Origin of the sequence: Pseudomonas khavaziana, from assembly GCF_019145205.1 — a bacterium.
GTDB classification, from domain to species: Bacteria; Pseudomonadota; Gammaproteobacteria; order Pseudomonadales; family Pseudomonadaceae; genus Aquipseudomonas; species Aquipseudomonas khavaziana.
This window is the reverse complement of record NZ_JAHSTT010000020.1, coordinates 22301-35548: the sequence shown is the minus strand read 5'-3', so window position 1 is coordinate 35548 and position 13248 is coordinate 22301. Positions and strand designations below refer to the sequence as shown.

Sequence of the window (13248 nt, the reverse complement as noted above, 5' to 3'; positions counted from 1 at the left end):
CTTTTTTGTAGCCGGACGTTAGAACTGCGACTGCAGGTAATTCTCCAGGCCAATCAACTTGATCAGGCCCAACTGCTTTTCCAGCCAGTAGGTGTGATCTTCTTCGGTGTCATTCAACTGGACACGCAGTATTTCCCGGGTGACATAGTCGTTGTGCTGCTCACACAGCTCGATGCCCTTGCACAGGGCCGCACGGACCTTGTATTCGAGACGCAGGTCGGCAGCGAGCATGTCAGGTACCGTTGTGCCCACATCCAGGTCATCGGGACGCATGCGTGGCGTACCTTCGAGCATCAGGATACGGCGCATCAGCGCGTCAGCATGCTGTGCCTCTTCTTCCATCTCGTGGTTGATACGCTCGTAGAGCTCGGTGAAGCCCCAGTCTTCGTACATACGCGAGTGGATGAAATATTGGTCACGAGCTGCCAGTTCGCCCGTCAGCAACGTGTTGAGGTAATCGATTACGTCGGGGTGACCTTGCATCGCCCTACATCTCCCTACTTGAAAGGCTGTAGTTTGAACCATGATGACTTGAAGGTCACGGGATCAACGGCAGAAAAGTGAAGATTTCCTGAGAAAAGTAGCTGAAATAACGCAAAAACCGCCCAAATGAGGGCGGTTCTGCTTATCGTTTAGAGTCAGTTAAGCGATACACCCAGTGCCTTTGCGATTGCTTCTCCATAAGCCGGGTCGGCCTTGTAGAAATGCTGCAATTGACGCTGGACCACATCGCTGGAAACCCCCGCCATCGCACCGGCAATGTTGCTGGTAAGCAGGGCTTTTTGCTCATCGTTCATCAGGCGGAACAACGCACCCGCATGGCTGTAGTAGCCGGTGTCTTCACGATGATCGTAACGATCCGCGGCGCCGCTCAGGGTCAATGCAGGTTCTGCATATTGCGGGGCTTGTTTTGGCGCATCGGCGTAGCTGTTTGGTTCGTAGTTGGGAGCCGCACCACCGTTACTGCCGAAGGCCATCGAACCGTCACGCTGGTAGCTGTTCACCGGGTTGCGTGGCGCATTCACCGGCAATTGCTGGTGGTTGGTGCCAACACGGTAGCGGTGGGCATCTGCGTAAGCGAAAACCCGACCTTGCAGCATGCGGTCCGGCGACAGGCCAACACCTGGAACCATGTTGCTTGGGCCGAATGCAGCCTGTTCCACTTCAGCGAAGTAGTTCTGCGGATTGCGGTTGAGCTCCAGCTCACCCACTTCAATCAACGGGAACTCTTTTTGCGACCAGGTCTTAGTCACGTCAAACGGGTTCTCGTAATGAGCATTCGCCTGGGCTTCAGTCATGATCTGGATGCAGACGCGCCATTTCGGGAAGTCACCGCGCTCAATCGCCCCAAACAGATCACGCTGGGCATAGTCAGGATCAGTCCCTGCAAGTCGGGCAGCCTCGGCTGGCGCCAGATTCTTGATACCTTGCTTGGTCTTGTAGTGCCATTTCACCCAATGACGTTCGCCCTTGGCATTGATAAGGCTGTAAGTGTGGCTACCGAAGCCATGCATGTGACGATAACCGTCTGGAATACCGCGGTCCGAAAACAGGATGGTGACCTGGTGCAGCGCCTCAGGAGAGTGCGACCAGAAGTCCCACATCATCTGCGCGCTTTTCAAGTTGCTTTGCGGCAGGCGTTTCTGGGTGTGGATAAAGTCCGGGAATTTCAATGGGTCGCGGATGAAGAACACCGGGGTGTTGTTACCCACGATGTCCCAGTTGCCTTCTTCGGTGTAGAACTTCAAGGCGAAGCCACGTGGATCGCGCTCGGTGTCAGCCGAACCGCGCTCGCCACCTACAGTGGAGAACCGCAGAAAGGTCGGCGTTTGCTTACCAACCGATTCGAACAGCTTGGCGCTGGTGTACTGGGTGATGTCTTTTGTCACAGTGAACGTACCGTAGGCACCCGACCCTTTGGCGTGCACACGACGCTCAGGGATGTTTTCACGGTTGAAGTGAGCGAGCTTCTCGATCAGGTGAAAATCGTCGAGCAGCAACGGCCCGCGAGGACCGGCGGAACGCGAGTTTTGGTTGTCTGCGACGGGGGCGCCGCTGGCGGTGGTAAGGACTTTATTCTGGCTCATGCGCAATCTTCCTCAGGTCGGGCTTGGAACTGCCGGCTAATCGGCTTGGAGGGAGTATTGATCATCAACATGACGTGTACAAATTCATTAAATCGTAAGCATCAATAGAAAATAACTAATAACTCCCCAATGGTCATAGTACCCAGCGTCGATGAGTGAAAGCTTGTATCTATTGAGCTTTTCTTACGCGCACAAAAAACCGGGCACTAGGCCCGGTTCTTCGTTATAGCTTGTCGTCTTACTCGGCGGATACAGCTTCGCCAGCAGTAGCACGATCAACCAACTCGACGTACGCCATAGGCGCGTTGTCGCCAGCGCGGAAACCGCACTTGAGGATGCGCAGGTAGCCACCCTCACGGGTAGCGTAACGCTTGCCCAGGTCGTTGAAGAGCTTACCAACGATAGCTTTCGAACGAGTACGGTCGAAAGCCAGACGGCGGTTAGCCAGGCTGTCTGTCTTGGCCAAAGTGATCAGCGGCTCAGCAACGCGACGCAGTTCTTTAGCTTTCGGCAGTGTAGTTTTGATCAGCTCGTGCTCGAACAGCGACACCGCCATGTTTTGGAACATGGCCTTGCGGTGCGAGCTGGTACGGCTCAGGTGACGACCACTTTTACGATGACGCATGGTTCATTCCTTACCAAACTCACGTTCGGTGATTACGACGATCAGGCAGTCGCCTTGTCGTCCTTCTTAAGACTTGCAGGCGGCCAGTTGTCGAGGCGCATGCCGAGGGACAGACCGCGGGAGGCCAGAACGTCCTTGATTTCAGTCAAGGATTTCTTGCCCAGGTTCGGAGTCTTCAACAGTTCTACTTCGGTACGCTGAATCAGGTCGCCGATGTAGTAAATGTTTTCCGCCTTAAGGCAGTTAGCCGAACGTACAGTCAGTTCCAGATCGTCAACCGGGCGAAGCAGGATCGGATCGATCTCGTCTTCTTGCTCGATTACCACTGGTTCGCTGTCACCCTTGAGGTCGACGAACGCAGCCAACTGCTGTTGCAGAATGGTTGCAGCGCGGCGAATAGCCTCTTCAGGATCCAGGGTACCGTTGGTTTCCAGATCAATAACCAGCTTGTCCAGGTTAGTCCGCTGCTCGACACGGGCGTTTTCCACCACGTATGCGATACGGCGAACCGGGCTGAACGAAGAGTCAAGCTGCAAGCGACCAATGCTGCGGCTTTCGTCTTCATCGCTCTGACGCGAGTCGGCCGGTTCATAACCACGACCACGAGCTACAGTGAGCTTCATGTTCAGGGCGCCGTTAGACGCCAGGTTAGCGATTACGTGATCGGGGTTAACGATCTCGACATCATGATCCAGCTGAATATCGGCAGCGGTAACCACCCCCGAACCCTTCTTCGACAAGGTCAGCGTAACTTCGTCACGGCCGTGCAGCTTGATAGCCAGACCTTTAAGGTTCAACAGGATTTCAATTACGTCTTCCTGTACACCTTCGATGGCGCTGTACTCGTGGAGCACACCGTCAATCTCGGCCTCGACTACTGCACAGCCGGGCATTGAGGACAACAGGATGCGGCGCAGCGCGTTGCCCAGGGTGTGGCCAAAACCACGCTCGAGAGGCTCGAGAGTGATCTTGGCGCGGGTTGGACTGACAACCTGCACATCAATGTGGCGGGGTGTCAGGAACTCATTTACCGAAATCTGCATGGATGCACCTATTTTCTAGCCCTTACTTGGAGTAGAGCTCGACAATCAGGCTTTCGTTGATGTCGGCGGACAGATCACTGCGAGCAGGAACGTTCTTGAAAACGCCCGACTTCTTCTCAGTGTCTACTTCTACCCATTCTACGCGGCCACGTTGGGCACACAGATCGAGAGCTTGGACAATGCGAAGTTGGTTTTTAGCTTTCTCGCGAACTGCGACCACGTCACCAGCACGAACCTGGTAGGACGGAACGTTTACGGTCTGACCGTTAACGCTGATCGACTTGTGCGATACCAGCTGACGGGATTCGGCACGAGTCGAACCAAAGCCCATACGGTATACAACGTTGTCCAGACGGCATTCGAGCAGTTGCAGCAGGTTTTCACCGGTTGCACCTTTCTTGCCAGCAGCTTCTTTGTAGTAGCCGCTGAACTGACGCTCGAGAACGCCGTAGATACGACGGACCTTCTGCTTTTCACGCAGTTGGGTGCCGTAATCGGACTGGCGACCGCGGCGTTGGCCATGGATACCAGGTGCTGCTTCAATGTTGCACTTCGATTCGATCGCGCGCACGCCGCTCTTCAGGAAGAGATCGGTGCCCTCGCGACGAGCGAGTTTGCATTTTGGACCAATGTAACGAGCCATTCTTTACAATCTCCTGGATTACACGCGGCGCTTCTTCGGCGGACGGCACCCGTTGTGCGGGATTGGCGTCACGTCGGTGATGCTGGCGATCTTATAGCCACAGCCGTTCAAAGCACGGACAGCAGACTCACGACCTGGACCTGGACCTTTGACGTTAACGTCGAGGTTTTTCAGGCCATATTCCAGCGCAGCTTGACCAGCACGTTCAGCAGCTACTTGAGCAGCAAACGGGGTGGACTTGCGGGAACCGCGGAAACCCGAACCACCGGAGGTAGCCCAAGAAAGCGCGTTACCTTGACGGTCGGTGATGGTCACGATGGTGTTGTTAAAAGATGCATGGATGTGGGCGATGCCATCAACCACTGTCTTTTTAACTTTTTTACGAGGACGAGCAGCAGGTTTTGCCATGATAATTTTCCTGTCGATTCGCTGGGGCGATTACTTGCGGATCGGCTTACGCGGACCTTTACGGGTACGCGCGTTAGTCTTGGTACGCTGACCGCGTACTGGAAGACCACGACGATGACGCAGACCGCGATAGCAACCGAGGTCCATCAAACGCTTGATTTTCATGTTGATTTCGCGACGCAGGTCACCTTCAGTGGTGAACTTCGCCACTTCGCCACGCAGCTGTTCAATCTGCTCGTCGCTCAGATCCTTGATCTTAGCGGCTGGGTTTACCCCAGCAACTGCGCAAATCTTCTGCGCAGTAGTGCGACCAACACCATAGATGTAGGTCAGCGAGATAACAGTGTGCTTGTTATCTGGAATGTTAACGCCTGCAATACGGGCCATTCAGTGGGACTCCAATTGACAGCTACCTACGCCCCGGAAGCCAAGAAATAGGGCGCGAGATAATATCGCTGTAATAACAAATAATCAACCCGGCAGCGCACTAGCTGCCGGGCTTCAAGCGGATCACACTCAGCCTTGGCGCTGTTTGTGACGCGGTTCCGCGCTGCAAATTACTCGAACAACACCTTCGCGGCGAATAATCTTGCAGTTACGGCACAGCTTTTTCACCGATGCACGAACTTTCATCACCAACTCCTCGAACCTTATGGGTACTCAGCGCAACATGCCGCTGCCGTAACCCTTCAGGTTGGCTTTCTTCATCAGGGATTCGTACTGGTGCGAAACGAGGTGCGATTGTACTTGGGACATGAAGTCCATCACAACCACGACCACGATCAGCAACGAGGTCCCGCCAAGGTAGAACGGAACGTTTGCTGCAACCACCAGGAACTGGGGCAACAAGCACACGGCCGTCATATATAGAGCACCGAACAGGGTCAAACGAGTCAGAACGCCATCAATGTAGCGTGCCGACTGCTCACCTGGACGGATGCCCGGAATAAAGGCACCGGACTTCTTCAGGTTTTCCGCTACGTCTTTCGGATTGAACATCAACGCCGTATAGAAGAAGCAGAAGAAAATAATCCCTGCACTAAACAGCAGAATATTCAACGGCTGACCAGGAGCGATCGACTGAGAGAGGTCCTGCAGCCAGCCCATGTTTTCGGACTGACCAAACCAGGTACCCAACGAAGCCGGAAACAGCAAGATGCTGCTCGCGAAAATTGCCGGAATAACGCCGGCCATATTCACTTTCAGCGGCAAGTGGCTGGTCTGCGCAGCAAAGACCTTACGGCCCTGCTGACGCTTGGCGTAGTGAACAGCAATACGACGCTGGCCACGCTCAATGAACACCACAAAACCGATAATCGCTACTGCCAGCAAACCGATGGCAACCAAGGCGAAGATATTGATATCACCCTGACGCGCAGACTCGAAAGACTGCCCGATTGCTCTCGGAAGACCGGCGACGATACCTGCGAAAATCAACATCGAGATACCGTTACCAACACCACGTTCAGTAATCTGCTCACCCAGCCACATCATGAACATCGCACCAGCCACAAAAGTGGATACTGCGACGAAATGGAAGCCAAAGTCACCAGTGAACGCAACGCCCTGCCCTGCCAGGCCAACGGACATGCCGATAGCTTGAACCAGGGCAAGGACGACAGTGCCGTAGCGGGTGTACTGGCTAATCTTGCGACGGCCAGCTTCACCTTCCTTCTTCAACTGCTCCAGTTGCGGGCTGACGGCTGTCATCAGTTGCATGATGATCGATGCCGAAATGTACGGCATGATCCCCAGTGCAAAGATGCTCATCCGCTCCAGCGCGCCACCGGAAAACATGTTGAACAAGCTAAGAATGGTCCCCTCATTCTGTCGAAACAGGTCTGCGAGTCGGTCCGGGTTGATACCTGGAACCGGGATGTGTGCGCCTATTCGGTAGACGATAATCGCCAGGAACAGAAAACGCAGACGAGCCCAAAGTTCAGACATACCGCCTTTGCCGAGCGCTGAGAGAGCACCTTGCTTAGCCATTTATTCCTCGAACTTGCCGCCAGCTGCTTCGATAGCCGAACGCGCACCTTTGGTGGCGCCGATTCCCTTGCCGATAGTGACAGCGCGAGTCACTTCACCGGACAGCATGATTTTCACACGCTGTACGTTGACGTTGATCACGTTGGCATCTTTCAGGGTCTGCACAGTAACGATGTCGCCTTCCACTTTCGCCAGCTCGGACAGACGCACTTCTGCGCGGTCCATGGCTTTCAGGGATACGAAACCGAACTTAGGCAGGCGACGATGCAGCGGCTGTTGACCGCCTTCAAAGCCTGGAGCGATGGTGCCACCGGAGCGGGAGGTTTGACCTTTGTGGCCACGGCCACCAGTCTTACCCAAACCGCTACCGATACCACGGCCCGGACGATGCTTTTCGCGACGGGAACCCGGCGCTGGACTCAGATCATTGAGTTTCATCGATTAACCCTCTACACGCAGCATGTAGTAAGCCTTGTTGATCATCCCGCGATTCTCGGGAGTATCCTGGACTTCTACAGTGTGACCGATGCGACGCAGACCCAAACCTTTAACGCACAGTTTGTGGTTAGGGATGCGGCCGGTCATGCTTTTGATCAGCGTTACTTTAACGGTAGCCATGATCAGAAGATCTCCTTGACAGTCAGACCACGCTTGGCAGCGATGGACTCAGGAGATTGCATAGCCTTCAAACCCTTGAAAGTGGCGTGAACCACGTTTACCGGGTTAGTCGAGCCGTAGCACTTGGCCAGAACGTTCTGAACGCCAGCAACTTCGAGGACAGCACGCATAGCGCCGCCAGCGATGATACCGGTACCTTCAGAAGCAGGCTGCATGTACACCTTCGAAGCGCCATGGGCGGACTTCATCGCGTACTGCAGAGTGGTGCCGTTCAGATCAACCTGGATCATGTTGCGACGAGCAGCTTCCATTGCCTTCTGGATCGCAGCAGGCACTTCACGTGACTTGCCACGGCCGAAGCCAACACGCCCTTTACCATCACCCACCACGGTCAACGCGGTGAAAGTGAAGATACGGCCGCCTTTAACGGTTTTGGCTACGCGGTTAACTTGAACCAGCTTCTCAATGTAGCCTTCGTCGCGCTTTTGGTCGTTATTTGACATAACTTAGAACTCCAGCCCAGCTTCACGAGCAGCATCAGCCAGCGCTTTCACGCGACCGTGGTACTTGAAGCCAGAGCGGTCGAAAGCCACTTGCGAGACGCCAGCGGCCTTAGCACGCGTAGCGACCAGCTGGCCAACCTTTGTGGCCGCGTCGATGTTGCCAGTGGCACCATCACGCAGTTCTTTATCCAAAGTCGAGGCGCTTGCCAGGACTTTGTTGCCGTCGGCCGAGATGACCTGGGCGTAGATGTGCTGCGACGAGCGGAACACGCAGAGACGCACGACTTCGAGTTCGTGCATTTTCAGGCGTGCTTTGCGAGCGCGACGCAGTCGAGTAACTTTTTTGTCGGTCATTTGCTATGCCCTACTTCTTCTTGGCTTCTTTACGACGGACGACTTCGTCCGCGTAGCGCACACCTTTGCCTTTGTACGGCTCTGGTGGACGGAAGTCGCGGATCTCAGCGGCCACTTGACCTACCAGCTGCTTGTCGATGCCCTTGATCAGGATATCGGTCTGGCTAGGAGTCTCAGCAGTGATGCCCGCTGGCAGTTCGTAATCCACAGGGTGCGAGAAGCCAAGGGCAAGGTTCAGAACCGTGCCTTTTGCTTGCGCTTTGTAACCAACACCGACCAGCTGGAGCTTACGCTCGAAGCCTTGGCTTACGCCTTGGACCATGTTGTTTACCAACGCACGCGTGGTACCGGCCATTGCGCGAGTTTGTTGATCGCCATTGCGAGCAGCGAAACGCAGCTCACCAGCTTCTTCAACGATCTCAACGGACGAATGGATGTTCAGTTCAAGAGTACCCTTGGCACCCTTCACCGAAAGCTGTTGGCCTGCGAATTTGACTTCGACACCGGCTGGCAGCTTAACGGGGTTCTTAGCGACGCGTGACATGCTTATCCCCCCTTAGAACACAGTGCAAAGAACTTCGCCGCCGACACCGGCAGCGCGCGCAGCACGATCCGTCATCACACCTTTGTTGGTGGAGACGATAGACACGCCCAGACCGCCACGAACTTTCGGCAGATCTTCAGCGGACTTGTACTGACGCAGGCCTGGACGGCTAACGCGCTTCACTTCCTCGATGACCGAACGGCCTTCGAAGTACTTCAGCTCGATGGACAGCAGTGGTTTGATTTCGCTGCTGATCTGATAACCCGCAATGTAGCCTTCGTCTTTCAGGACTTTGGCAACAGCTACCTTCAACTTGGAAGATGGCATGCTTACGACGGACTTTTCAGCCATCTGGGCATTACGGATACGAGTTAGCATGTCCGCTAACGGGTCCTGCATACTCATGGGCTAGACGCTCCTAATACAAAAAAATTAGCCTTGCGGCTACATATGTCGCCGAGAATCTCCGAGCACAAAAAACACGGGCTCAGGCGAGCCGCGTATTTTAGACATACTCCAGAAATGAAACAAGCCCCAAAAGGGGCTTGATCCAGATTCAAGGTCACCGGCGGTCAGTATCTTGCGATTCCGACCACCTGGACGTTGAAAGTACTTACCAGCTGGCTTTAACCAGACCTGGTACGTCACCACGCATTGCCGCTTCACGCAGTTTGTTACGGCCGAGGCCGAACTTGCGGTAAACGCCGTGTGGACGACCGGTCAGGCGGCAGCGGTTACGCATGCGCGAAGCGCTTGCGTCACGTGGCTGCTTCTGCAGAGCAACTGTAGCTTCCCAACGCGCTTCTGGACTTGCGTTCAGATCAACGATGATTGCTTTCAGTGCTGCACGCTTCTTGGCGTACTTGGCAACCGTGAGCTGACGCTTCAGCTCGCGGTTTTTCATGCTCATCTTGGCCATGGTCCTACTCCAATCAGTTGCGGAACGGGAATTTGAACGCACGCAGCAGAGCGCGGCCTTCATCATCGTTCTTGGCAGTGGTGGTCAGGGTGATGTCCAGACCGCGGAGAGCATCGATCTTGTCGTAGTCGATTTCCGGGAAGATGATCTGCTCTTTAACGCCCATGCTGTAGTTACCACGACCATCGAAGGACTTGGCATTCAGGCCGCGGAAGTCGCGTACCCGAGGCAGGGAGATCGACAGCAGACGATCCAGGAATTCGTACATACGCTCACGGCGCAGAGTCACTTTGACGCCGATCGGCCAACCTTCACGGACTTTAAAGCCAGCGATGGATTTCCGAGCGTAAGTCACAACGACTTTTTGACCGGTGATCTTTTCCAGGTCAGCAACAGCGTGCTCGATGACTTTTTTGTCGCCGATCGCTTCGCCCAGACCCATGTTCAGGGTGATTTTGGTGACGCGCGGAACTTCCATCACGTTCCCGAGCTTAAGTTCTTCCTTAAGCTTAGGGGCGATTTCCTTCCGGTAAATCTCTTGTAGTCGTGCCATGGTCTAATCTACCTAGCAGTGTTCAAGCATCAACCGCTTTTTGGGTCGACTTGAAGACACGAATTTTCTTACCGTCTTCTACTTTGAAACCAACGCGGTCAGCCTTGTTGGTTTCGCCGTTGAAGATGGCGACGTTAGAAGCGTCCAGCGGAGCTTCTTTCTCGACGATACCGCCCTGCACGCCCGACATCGGGTTAGGCTTGGTATGACGCTTGACCAGGTTCAGACCACCGATAACCAGACGGTTATTGGCGAGAACCTTAAGCACCTTACCGCGCTTACCTTTGTCTTTGCCGGCGATCACGATGATCTCGTCGTCACGACGAATCTTTTGCATGTCGGATCTCCTTACAGCACTTCTGGGGCGAGCGAGACGATCTTCATGAACTTCTCAGTACGAAGTTCACGGGTCACTGGCCCAAAGATACGGGTGCCGATAGGCTCTTGCTTGTTGTTCAGAAGAACAGCAGCGTTGCCATCAAAGCGGATAATGGAGCCATCTGCACGACGTACGCCGTGACGAGTGCGGACTACGACAGCAGTCATCACTTGGCCTTTTTTCACCTTACCGCGAGGAATTGCTTCCTTCACGGTAACTTTGATGATGTCACCGATACCAGCGTAACGACGATGGGAGCCACCCAGCACCTTGATGCACATAACACGGCGAGCGCCGCTGTTATCGGCCACATCGAGCATGGATTGAGTCTGAATCATATAATTTCTCCGACCCCTAGTCCTTAGACTTCCACAGCGCGTTCGAGAATATCAACCAGTGCCCAAGACTTGGTCTTGGCCAGCGGACGAGTTTCACGAATAGTGACTTTGTCGCCGATGTGGCACTGGTTGGTTTCGTCGTGCGCGTGCAGCTTAGTCGAACGCTTAACATATTTACCGTAGATCGGGTGCTTAACGCGACGCTCGATCAAAACGGTGATGGTTTTGTCCATCTTGTCGCTGACAACACGGCCAGTCAGCGTACGGACAGTCTTTTCGGCTTCAGCCATGATCACTTACCTGCCTGCTGGTTGAGCACAGTCTTCACGCGAGCGATGTCACGCTTAACTTGCGAGAGCAGATGAGACTGCCCCAACTGGCCAGTTGCTTTCTGCATGCGCAGATTGAACTGGTCGCGCAGCAGGCCGAGCAGTTGCTCGTTCAGCTGCTGTGCGGATTTTTCACGAAGTTCATTCGCTTTCATCACATCACCGTCCGTTTAACAAAGGAGGTGGCGAGCGGCAGCTTTGCAGCAGCCAGGGCGAAAGCCTCACGCGCCAGCTCTTCAGAAACGCCCTCGATTTCATACAGGACTTTGCCTGGCTGAATCTGGGCTACCCAGTATTCCACGTTACCCTTACCTTTACCCATCCGAACCTCGAGAGGTTTTTTGGAGATCGGCTTGTCCGGGAATACACGGATCCAGATCTTGCCGCCACGTTTTACGTGACGGGTCAGGGCACGACGCGCTGACTCGATCTGACGAGCGGTGAGACGACCACGAGCTACAGACTTCAGCGCGAACTCGCCGAAGCTGACTTTGCTACCGCGCTGAGCCAGACCACGGTTGTGGCCTGTCATCTGCTTGCGGAACTTCGTACGCTTAGGTTGCAACATTTGGCGTACCCCTTACTTAGCAGCTTTTTTACGAGGCGCTGGTGCTTGTGGTTTCAGTTCTTCTTGGCGACCACCAATTACTTCGCCTTTGAAGATCCAAACCTTTACACCGATCACACCGTAAGTGGTGTGAGCTTCGTAGTTGGCATAGTCGATGTCGGCACGCAGGGTGTGCAGTGGCACACGACCTTCGCGATACCATTCAGTACGTGCGATTTCAGCACCGCCGAGACGACCGCTCACTTGGATTTTGATGCCTTTGGCACCAATACGCATGGCGTTCTGTACGGCACGCTTCATAGCGCGACGGAACATTACGCGGCGTTCCAGCTGCTGAGCTACGCTCTGCGCAACCAGCATACCGTCGAGCTCCGGCTTACGGATCTCTTCGATATTGATGTGCACAGGCACACCCATTTGCTTGGTCAGGTCCTGACGCAGTTTCTCAACATCTTCACCTTTCTTCCCGATAACGATACCTGGACGAGCGGTGTGGATGGTGATACGTGCAGTTTGCGCCGGACGATGGATATCGATACGGCTTACGGACGCGCTTTTTAGTTTGTCTTGGAGATACTCACGCACCTTCAGATCAGCGAACAAATAGTCCGCATAAGTCCGACCGTCTGCGTACCAGACGGAGGTGTGCTCCTTGACGATTCCCAGGCGAATGCCAATGGGATGTACTTTCTGACCCATCTCTTCGACTCCGTTACTTGTCAGCAACCTTGACAGTGATATGGCAAGACCGCTTGACGATGCGATCAGCACGGCCTTTGGCACGCGGCATGATGCGCTTCAGCGAACGCCCTTCGTTGACGAAAACGGTGCTGACCTTCAGGTCATCAACGTCTGCGCCTTCGTTATGCTCGGCGTTGGCTACGGCCGACTCCAGCACTTTCTTCATGATCTCGGCGGCTTTCTTACTGCTGAAAGCCAACAGGTTGAGCGCTTCGCCCACCTTCTTCCCGCGGATCTGGTCGGCGACCAAGCGGGCTTTCTGGGCGGAGATTCGAGCGCCCGACAACTTAGCGGCTACTTCCATTTCCTTACCCCTTAACGCTTGGCTTTCTTGTCTGCCACGTGCCCACGATAAGTGCGGGTACCGGCAAACTCGCCTAGTTTGTGGCCGACCATGTCTTCGTTAACGAGAACTGGGACGTGTTGGCGACCGTTGTGTACTGCGATGGTCAGACCGACCATTTGTGGCAGGATCATCGAACGACGCGACCAGGTTTTAACTGGTTTGCGATCGTTCTTTTCCGCCGCCACTTCGATCTTCTTCAGTAGGTGAAGATCAATAAAAGGACCTTTTTTCAGAGAACGTGGCACTGTCGTATCCCTCTAT

25 protein-coding genes are annotated in these 13248 nt (G+C 54.5%); all 25 read right to left on the bottom strand.

Annotated features, from left to right (window positions below; all coding sequences use genetic code 11):
- Positions 1 to 18: 18 nt before the first annotated feature.
- Positions 19 to 483, bottom strand: coding sequence for a bacterioferritin (bfr, locus tag KVH01_RS28170; protein WP_003176400.1), 465 nt, complete (start codon positions 481 to 483; stop codon positions 19 to 21).
- Between the two features lie 155 nt (positions 484 to 638).
- Positions 639 to 2087, bottom strand: coding sequence for a catalase (locus tag KVH01_RS28165; RefSeq protein ID WP_217883667.1), 1449 nt, complete (start codon positions 2085 to 2087; stop codon positions 639 to 641).
- Positions 2088 to 2325: 238 nt separating this feature from the next.
- Positions 2326 to 2712 (bottom strand): 50S ribosomal protein L17, encoded by a 387-nt coding sequence (gene rplQ, locus KVH01_RS28160; RefSeq protein ID WP_003176402.1) that lies wholly within the window; start codon positions 2710 to 2712, stop codon positions 2326 to 2328.
- 41 nt (positions 2713 to 2753) lie between these two features.
- A complete protein-coding gene (locus KVH01_RS28155) occupies positions 2754 to 3755 on the bottom strand; it encodes a DNA-directed RNA polymerase subunit alpha (protein WP_003176403.1) in 1002 nt (333 codons plus the stop codon).
- Between the two features lie 22 nt (positions 3756 to 3777).
- The gene (gene rpsD / locus KVH01_RS28150) at positions 3778 to 4398 is read right to left on the bottom strand and encodes a 30S ribosomal protein S4 (RefSeq protein ID WP_003176404.1); all 621 of its coding nucleotides are present in this window, start codon (positions 4396 to 4398) and stop codon (positions 3778 to 3780) included.
- An 18-nt stretch (positions 4399 to 4416) separates the two neighbouring features.
- Entirely contained in the window at positions 4417 to 4806 is a 390-nt protein-coding gene (rpsK, locus tag KVH01_RS28145; protein WP_002555466.1) for a 30S ribosomal protein S11, read from the bottom strand.
- A 30-nt stretch (positions 4807 to 4836) separates the two neighbouring features.
- Entirely contained in the window at positions 4837 to 5193 is a 357-nt protein-coding gene (gene rpsM / locus KVH01_RS28140; protein ID WP_003194635.1) for a 30S ribosomal protein S13, read from the bottom strand.
- Positions 5194 to 5322: 129 nt separating this feature from the next.
- Positions 5323 to 5439: a 50S ribosomal protein L36 gene (gene rpmJ, locus KVH01_RS28135; RefSeq protein ID WP_002555468.1), complete on the bottom strand. Its 117-nt coding sequence runs from the start codon at positions 5437 to 5439 to the stop codon at positions 5323 to 5325.
- A gap of 27 nt (positions 5440 to 5466) precedes the next feature.
- Positions 5467 to 6795 (bottom strand): preprotein translocase subunit SecY, encoded by a 1329-nt coding sequence (gene secY, locus KVH01_RS28130; protein WP_003194637.1) that lies wholly within the window; start codon positions 6793 to 6795, stop codon positions 5467 to 5469.
- Positions 6796 to 7233, bottom strand: coding sequence for a 50S ribosomal protein L15 (rplO, locus tag KVH01_RS28125; RefSeq protein WP_003176407.1), 438 nt, complete (start codon positions 7231 to 7233; stop codon positions 6796 to 6798).
- A gap of 3 nt (positions 7234 to 7236) precedes the next feature.
- Positions 7237 to 7413, bottom strand: a complete 177-nt coding sequence (gene rpmD, locus KVH01_RS28120; protein WP_003176408.1) for a 50S ribosomal protein L30 — start codon at positions 7411 to 7413, stop codon at positions 7237 to 7239.
- 2 nt (positions 7414 to 7415) lie between these two features.
- Positions 7416 to 7916: a 30S ribosomal protein S5 gene (gene rpsE / locus KVH01_RS28115; RefSeq protein WP_003176409.1), complete on the bottom strand. Its 501-nt coding sequence runs from the start codon at positions 7914 to 7916 to the stop codon at positions 7416 to 7418.
- Between the two features lie 3 nt (positions 7917 to 7919).
- Positions 7920 to 8270, bottom strand: coding sequence for a 50S ribosomal protein L18 (rplR, locus tag KVH01_RS28110; RefSeq protein ID WP_003186037.1), 351 nt, complete (start codon positions 8268 to 8270; stop codon positions 7920 to 7922).
- Positions 8271 to 8280: 10 nt separating this feature from the next.
- On the bottom strand, positions 8281 to 8814 hold the full coding sequence (rplF, locus tag KVH01_RS28105; protein ID WP_003194640.1) for a 50S ribosomal protein L6: 534 nt from the start codon (positions 8812 to 8814) through the stop codon (positions 8281 to 8283).
- A 12-nt stretch (positions 8815 to 8826) separates the two neighbouring features.
- Positions 8827 to 9219, bottom strand: a complete 393-nt coding sequence (gene rpsH / locus KVH01_RS28100; RefSeq protein ID WP_003176413.1) for a 30S ribosomal protein S8 — start codon at positions 9217 to 9219, stop codon at positions 8827 to 8829.
- Between the two features lie 208 nt (positions 9220 to 9427).
- A complete protein-coding gene (rpsN, locus tag KVH01_RS28095; RefSeq protein ID WP_003176414.1) occupies positions 9428 to 9733 on the bottom strand; it encodes a 30S ribosomal protein S14 in 306 nt (101 codons plus the stop codon).
- 13 nt (positions 9734 to 9746) lie between these two features.
- Positions 9747 to 10286, bottom strand: coding sequence for a 50S ribosomal protein L5 (gene rplE, locus KVH01_RS28090; protein WP_003194642.1), 540 nt, complete (start codon positions 10284 to 10286; stop codon positions 9747 to 9749).
- 22 nt (positions 10287 to 10308) lie between these two features.
- Positions 10309 to 10623: a 50S ribosomal protein L24 gene (gene rplX, locus KVH01_RS28085; protein WP_003176416.1), complete on the bottom strand. Its 315-nt coding sequence runs from the start codon at positions 10621 to 10623 to the stop codon at positions 10309 to 10311.
- An 11-nt stretch (positions 10624 to 10634) separates the two neighbouring features.
- Entirely contained in the window at positions 10635 to 11003 is a 369-nt protein-coding gene (rplN, locus tag KVH01_RS28080) for a 50S ribosomal protein L14 (RefSeq protein ID WP_002555479.1), read from the bottom strand.
- Positions 11004 to 11026: 23 nt separating this feature from the next.
- On the bottom strand, positions 11027 to 11293 hold the full coding sequence (rpsQ, locus tag KVH01_RS28075) for a 30S ribosomal protein S17 (RefSeq protein WP_003444370.1): 267 nt from the start codon (positions 11291 to 11293) through the stop codon (positions 11027 to 11029).
- Positions 11294 to 11295: 2 nt separating this feature from the next.
- Positions 11296 to 11487 (bottom strand): 50S ribosomal protein L29, encoded by a 192-nt coding sequence (gene rpmC, locus KVH01_RS28070; protein ID WP_002555481.1) that lies wholly within the window; start codon positions 11485 to 11487, stop codon positions 11296 to 11298.
- Complete coding sequence (rplP, locus tag KVH01_RS28065) at positions 11487 to 11900, bottom strand: 50S ribosomal protein L16 (protein ID WP_003176421.1); 414 nt, start codon at positions 11898 to 11900, stop codon at positions 11487 to 11489. Before rplP ends, rpmC begins: the two co-directional genes overlap by 1 nt.
- 12 nt (positions 11901 to 11912) lie before the next feature.
- Positions 11913 to 12599, bottom strand: a complete 687-nt coding sequence (rpsC, locus tag KVH01_RS28060) for a 30S ribosomal protein S3 (protein ID WP_003176422.1) — start codon at positions 12597 to 12599, stop codon at positions 11913 to 11915.
- Between the two features lie 13 nt (positions 12600 to 12612).
- Positions 12613 to 12945: a 50S ribosomal protein L22 gene (gene rplV, locus KVH01_RS28055; protein ID WP_003103908.1), complete on the bottom strand. Its 333-nt coding sequence runs from the start codon at positions 12943 to 12945 to the stop codon at positions 12613 to 12615.
- A gap of 11 nt (positions 12946 to 12956) precedes the next feature.
- Positions 12957 to 13232 carry a 30S ribosomal protein S19 gene (gene rpsS / locus KVH01_RS28050; RefSeq protein WP_002555486.1) on the bottom strand — a complete coding sequence of 92 codons (276 nt, stop codon included), beginning with the start codon at positions 13230 to 13232 and terminating at the stop codon, positions 12957 to 12959.
- Positions 13233 to 13248: the final 16 nt, after the last annotated feature.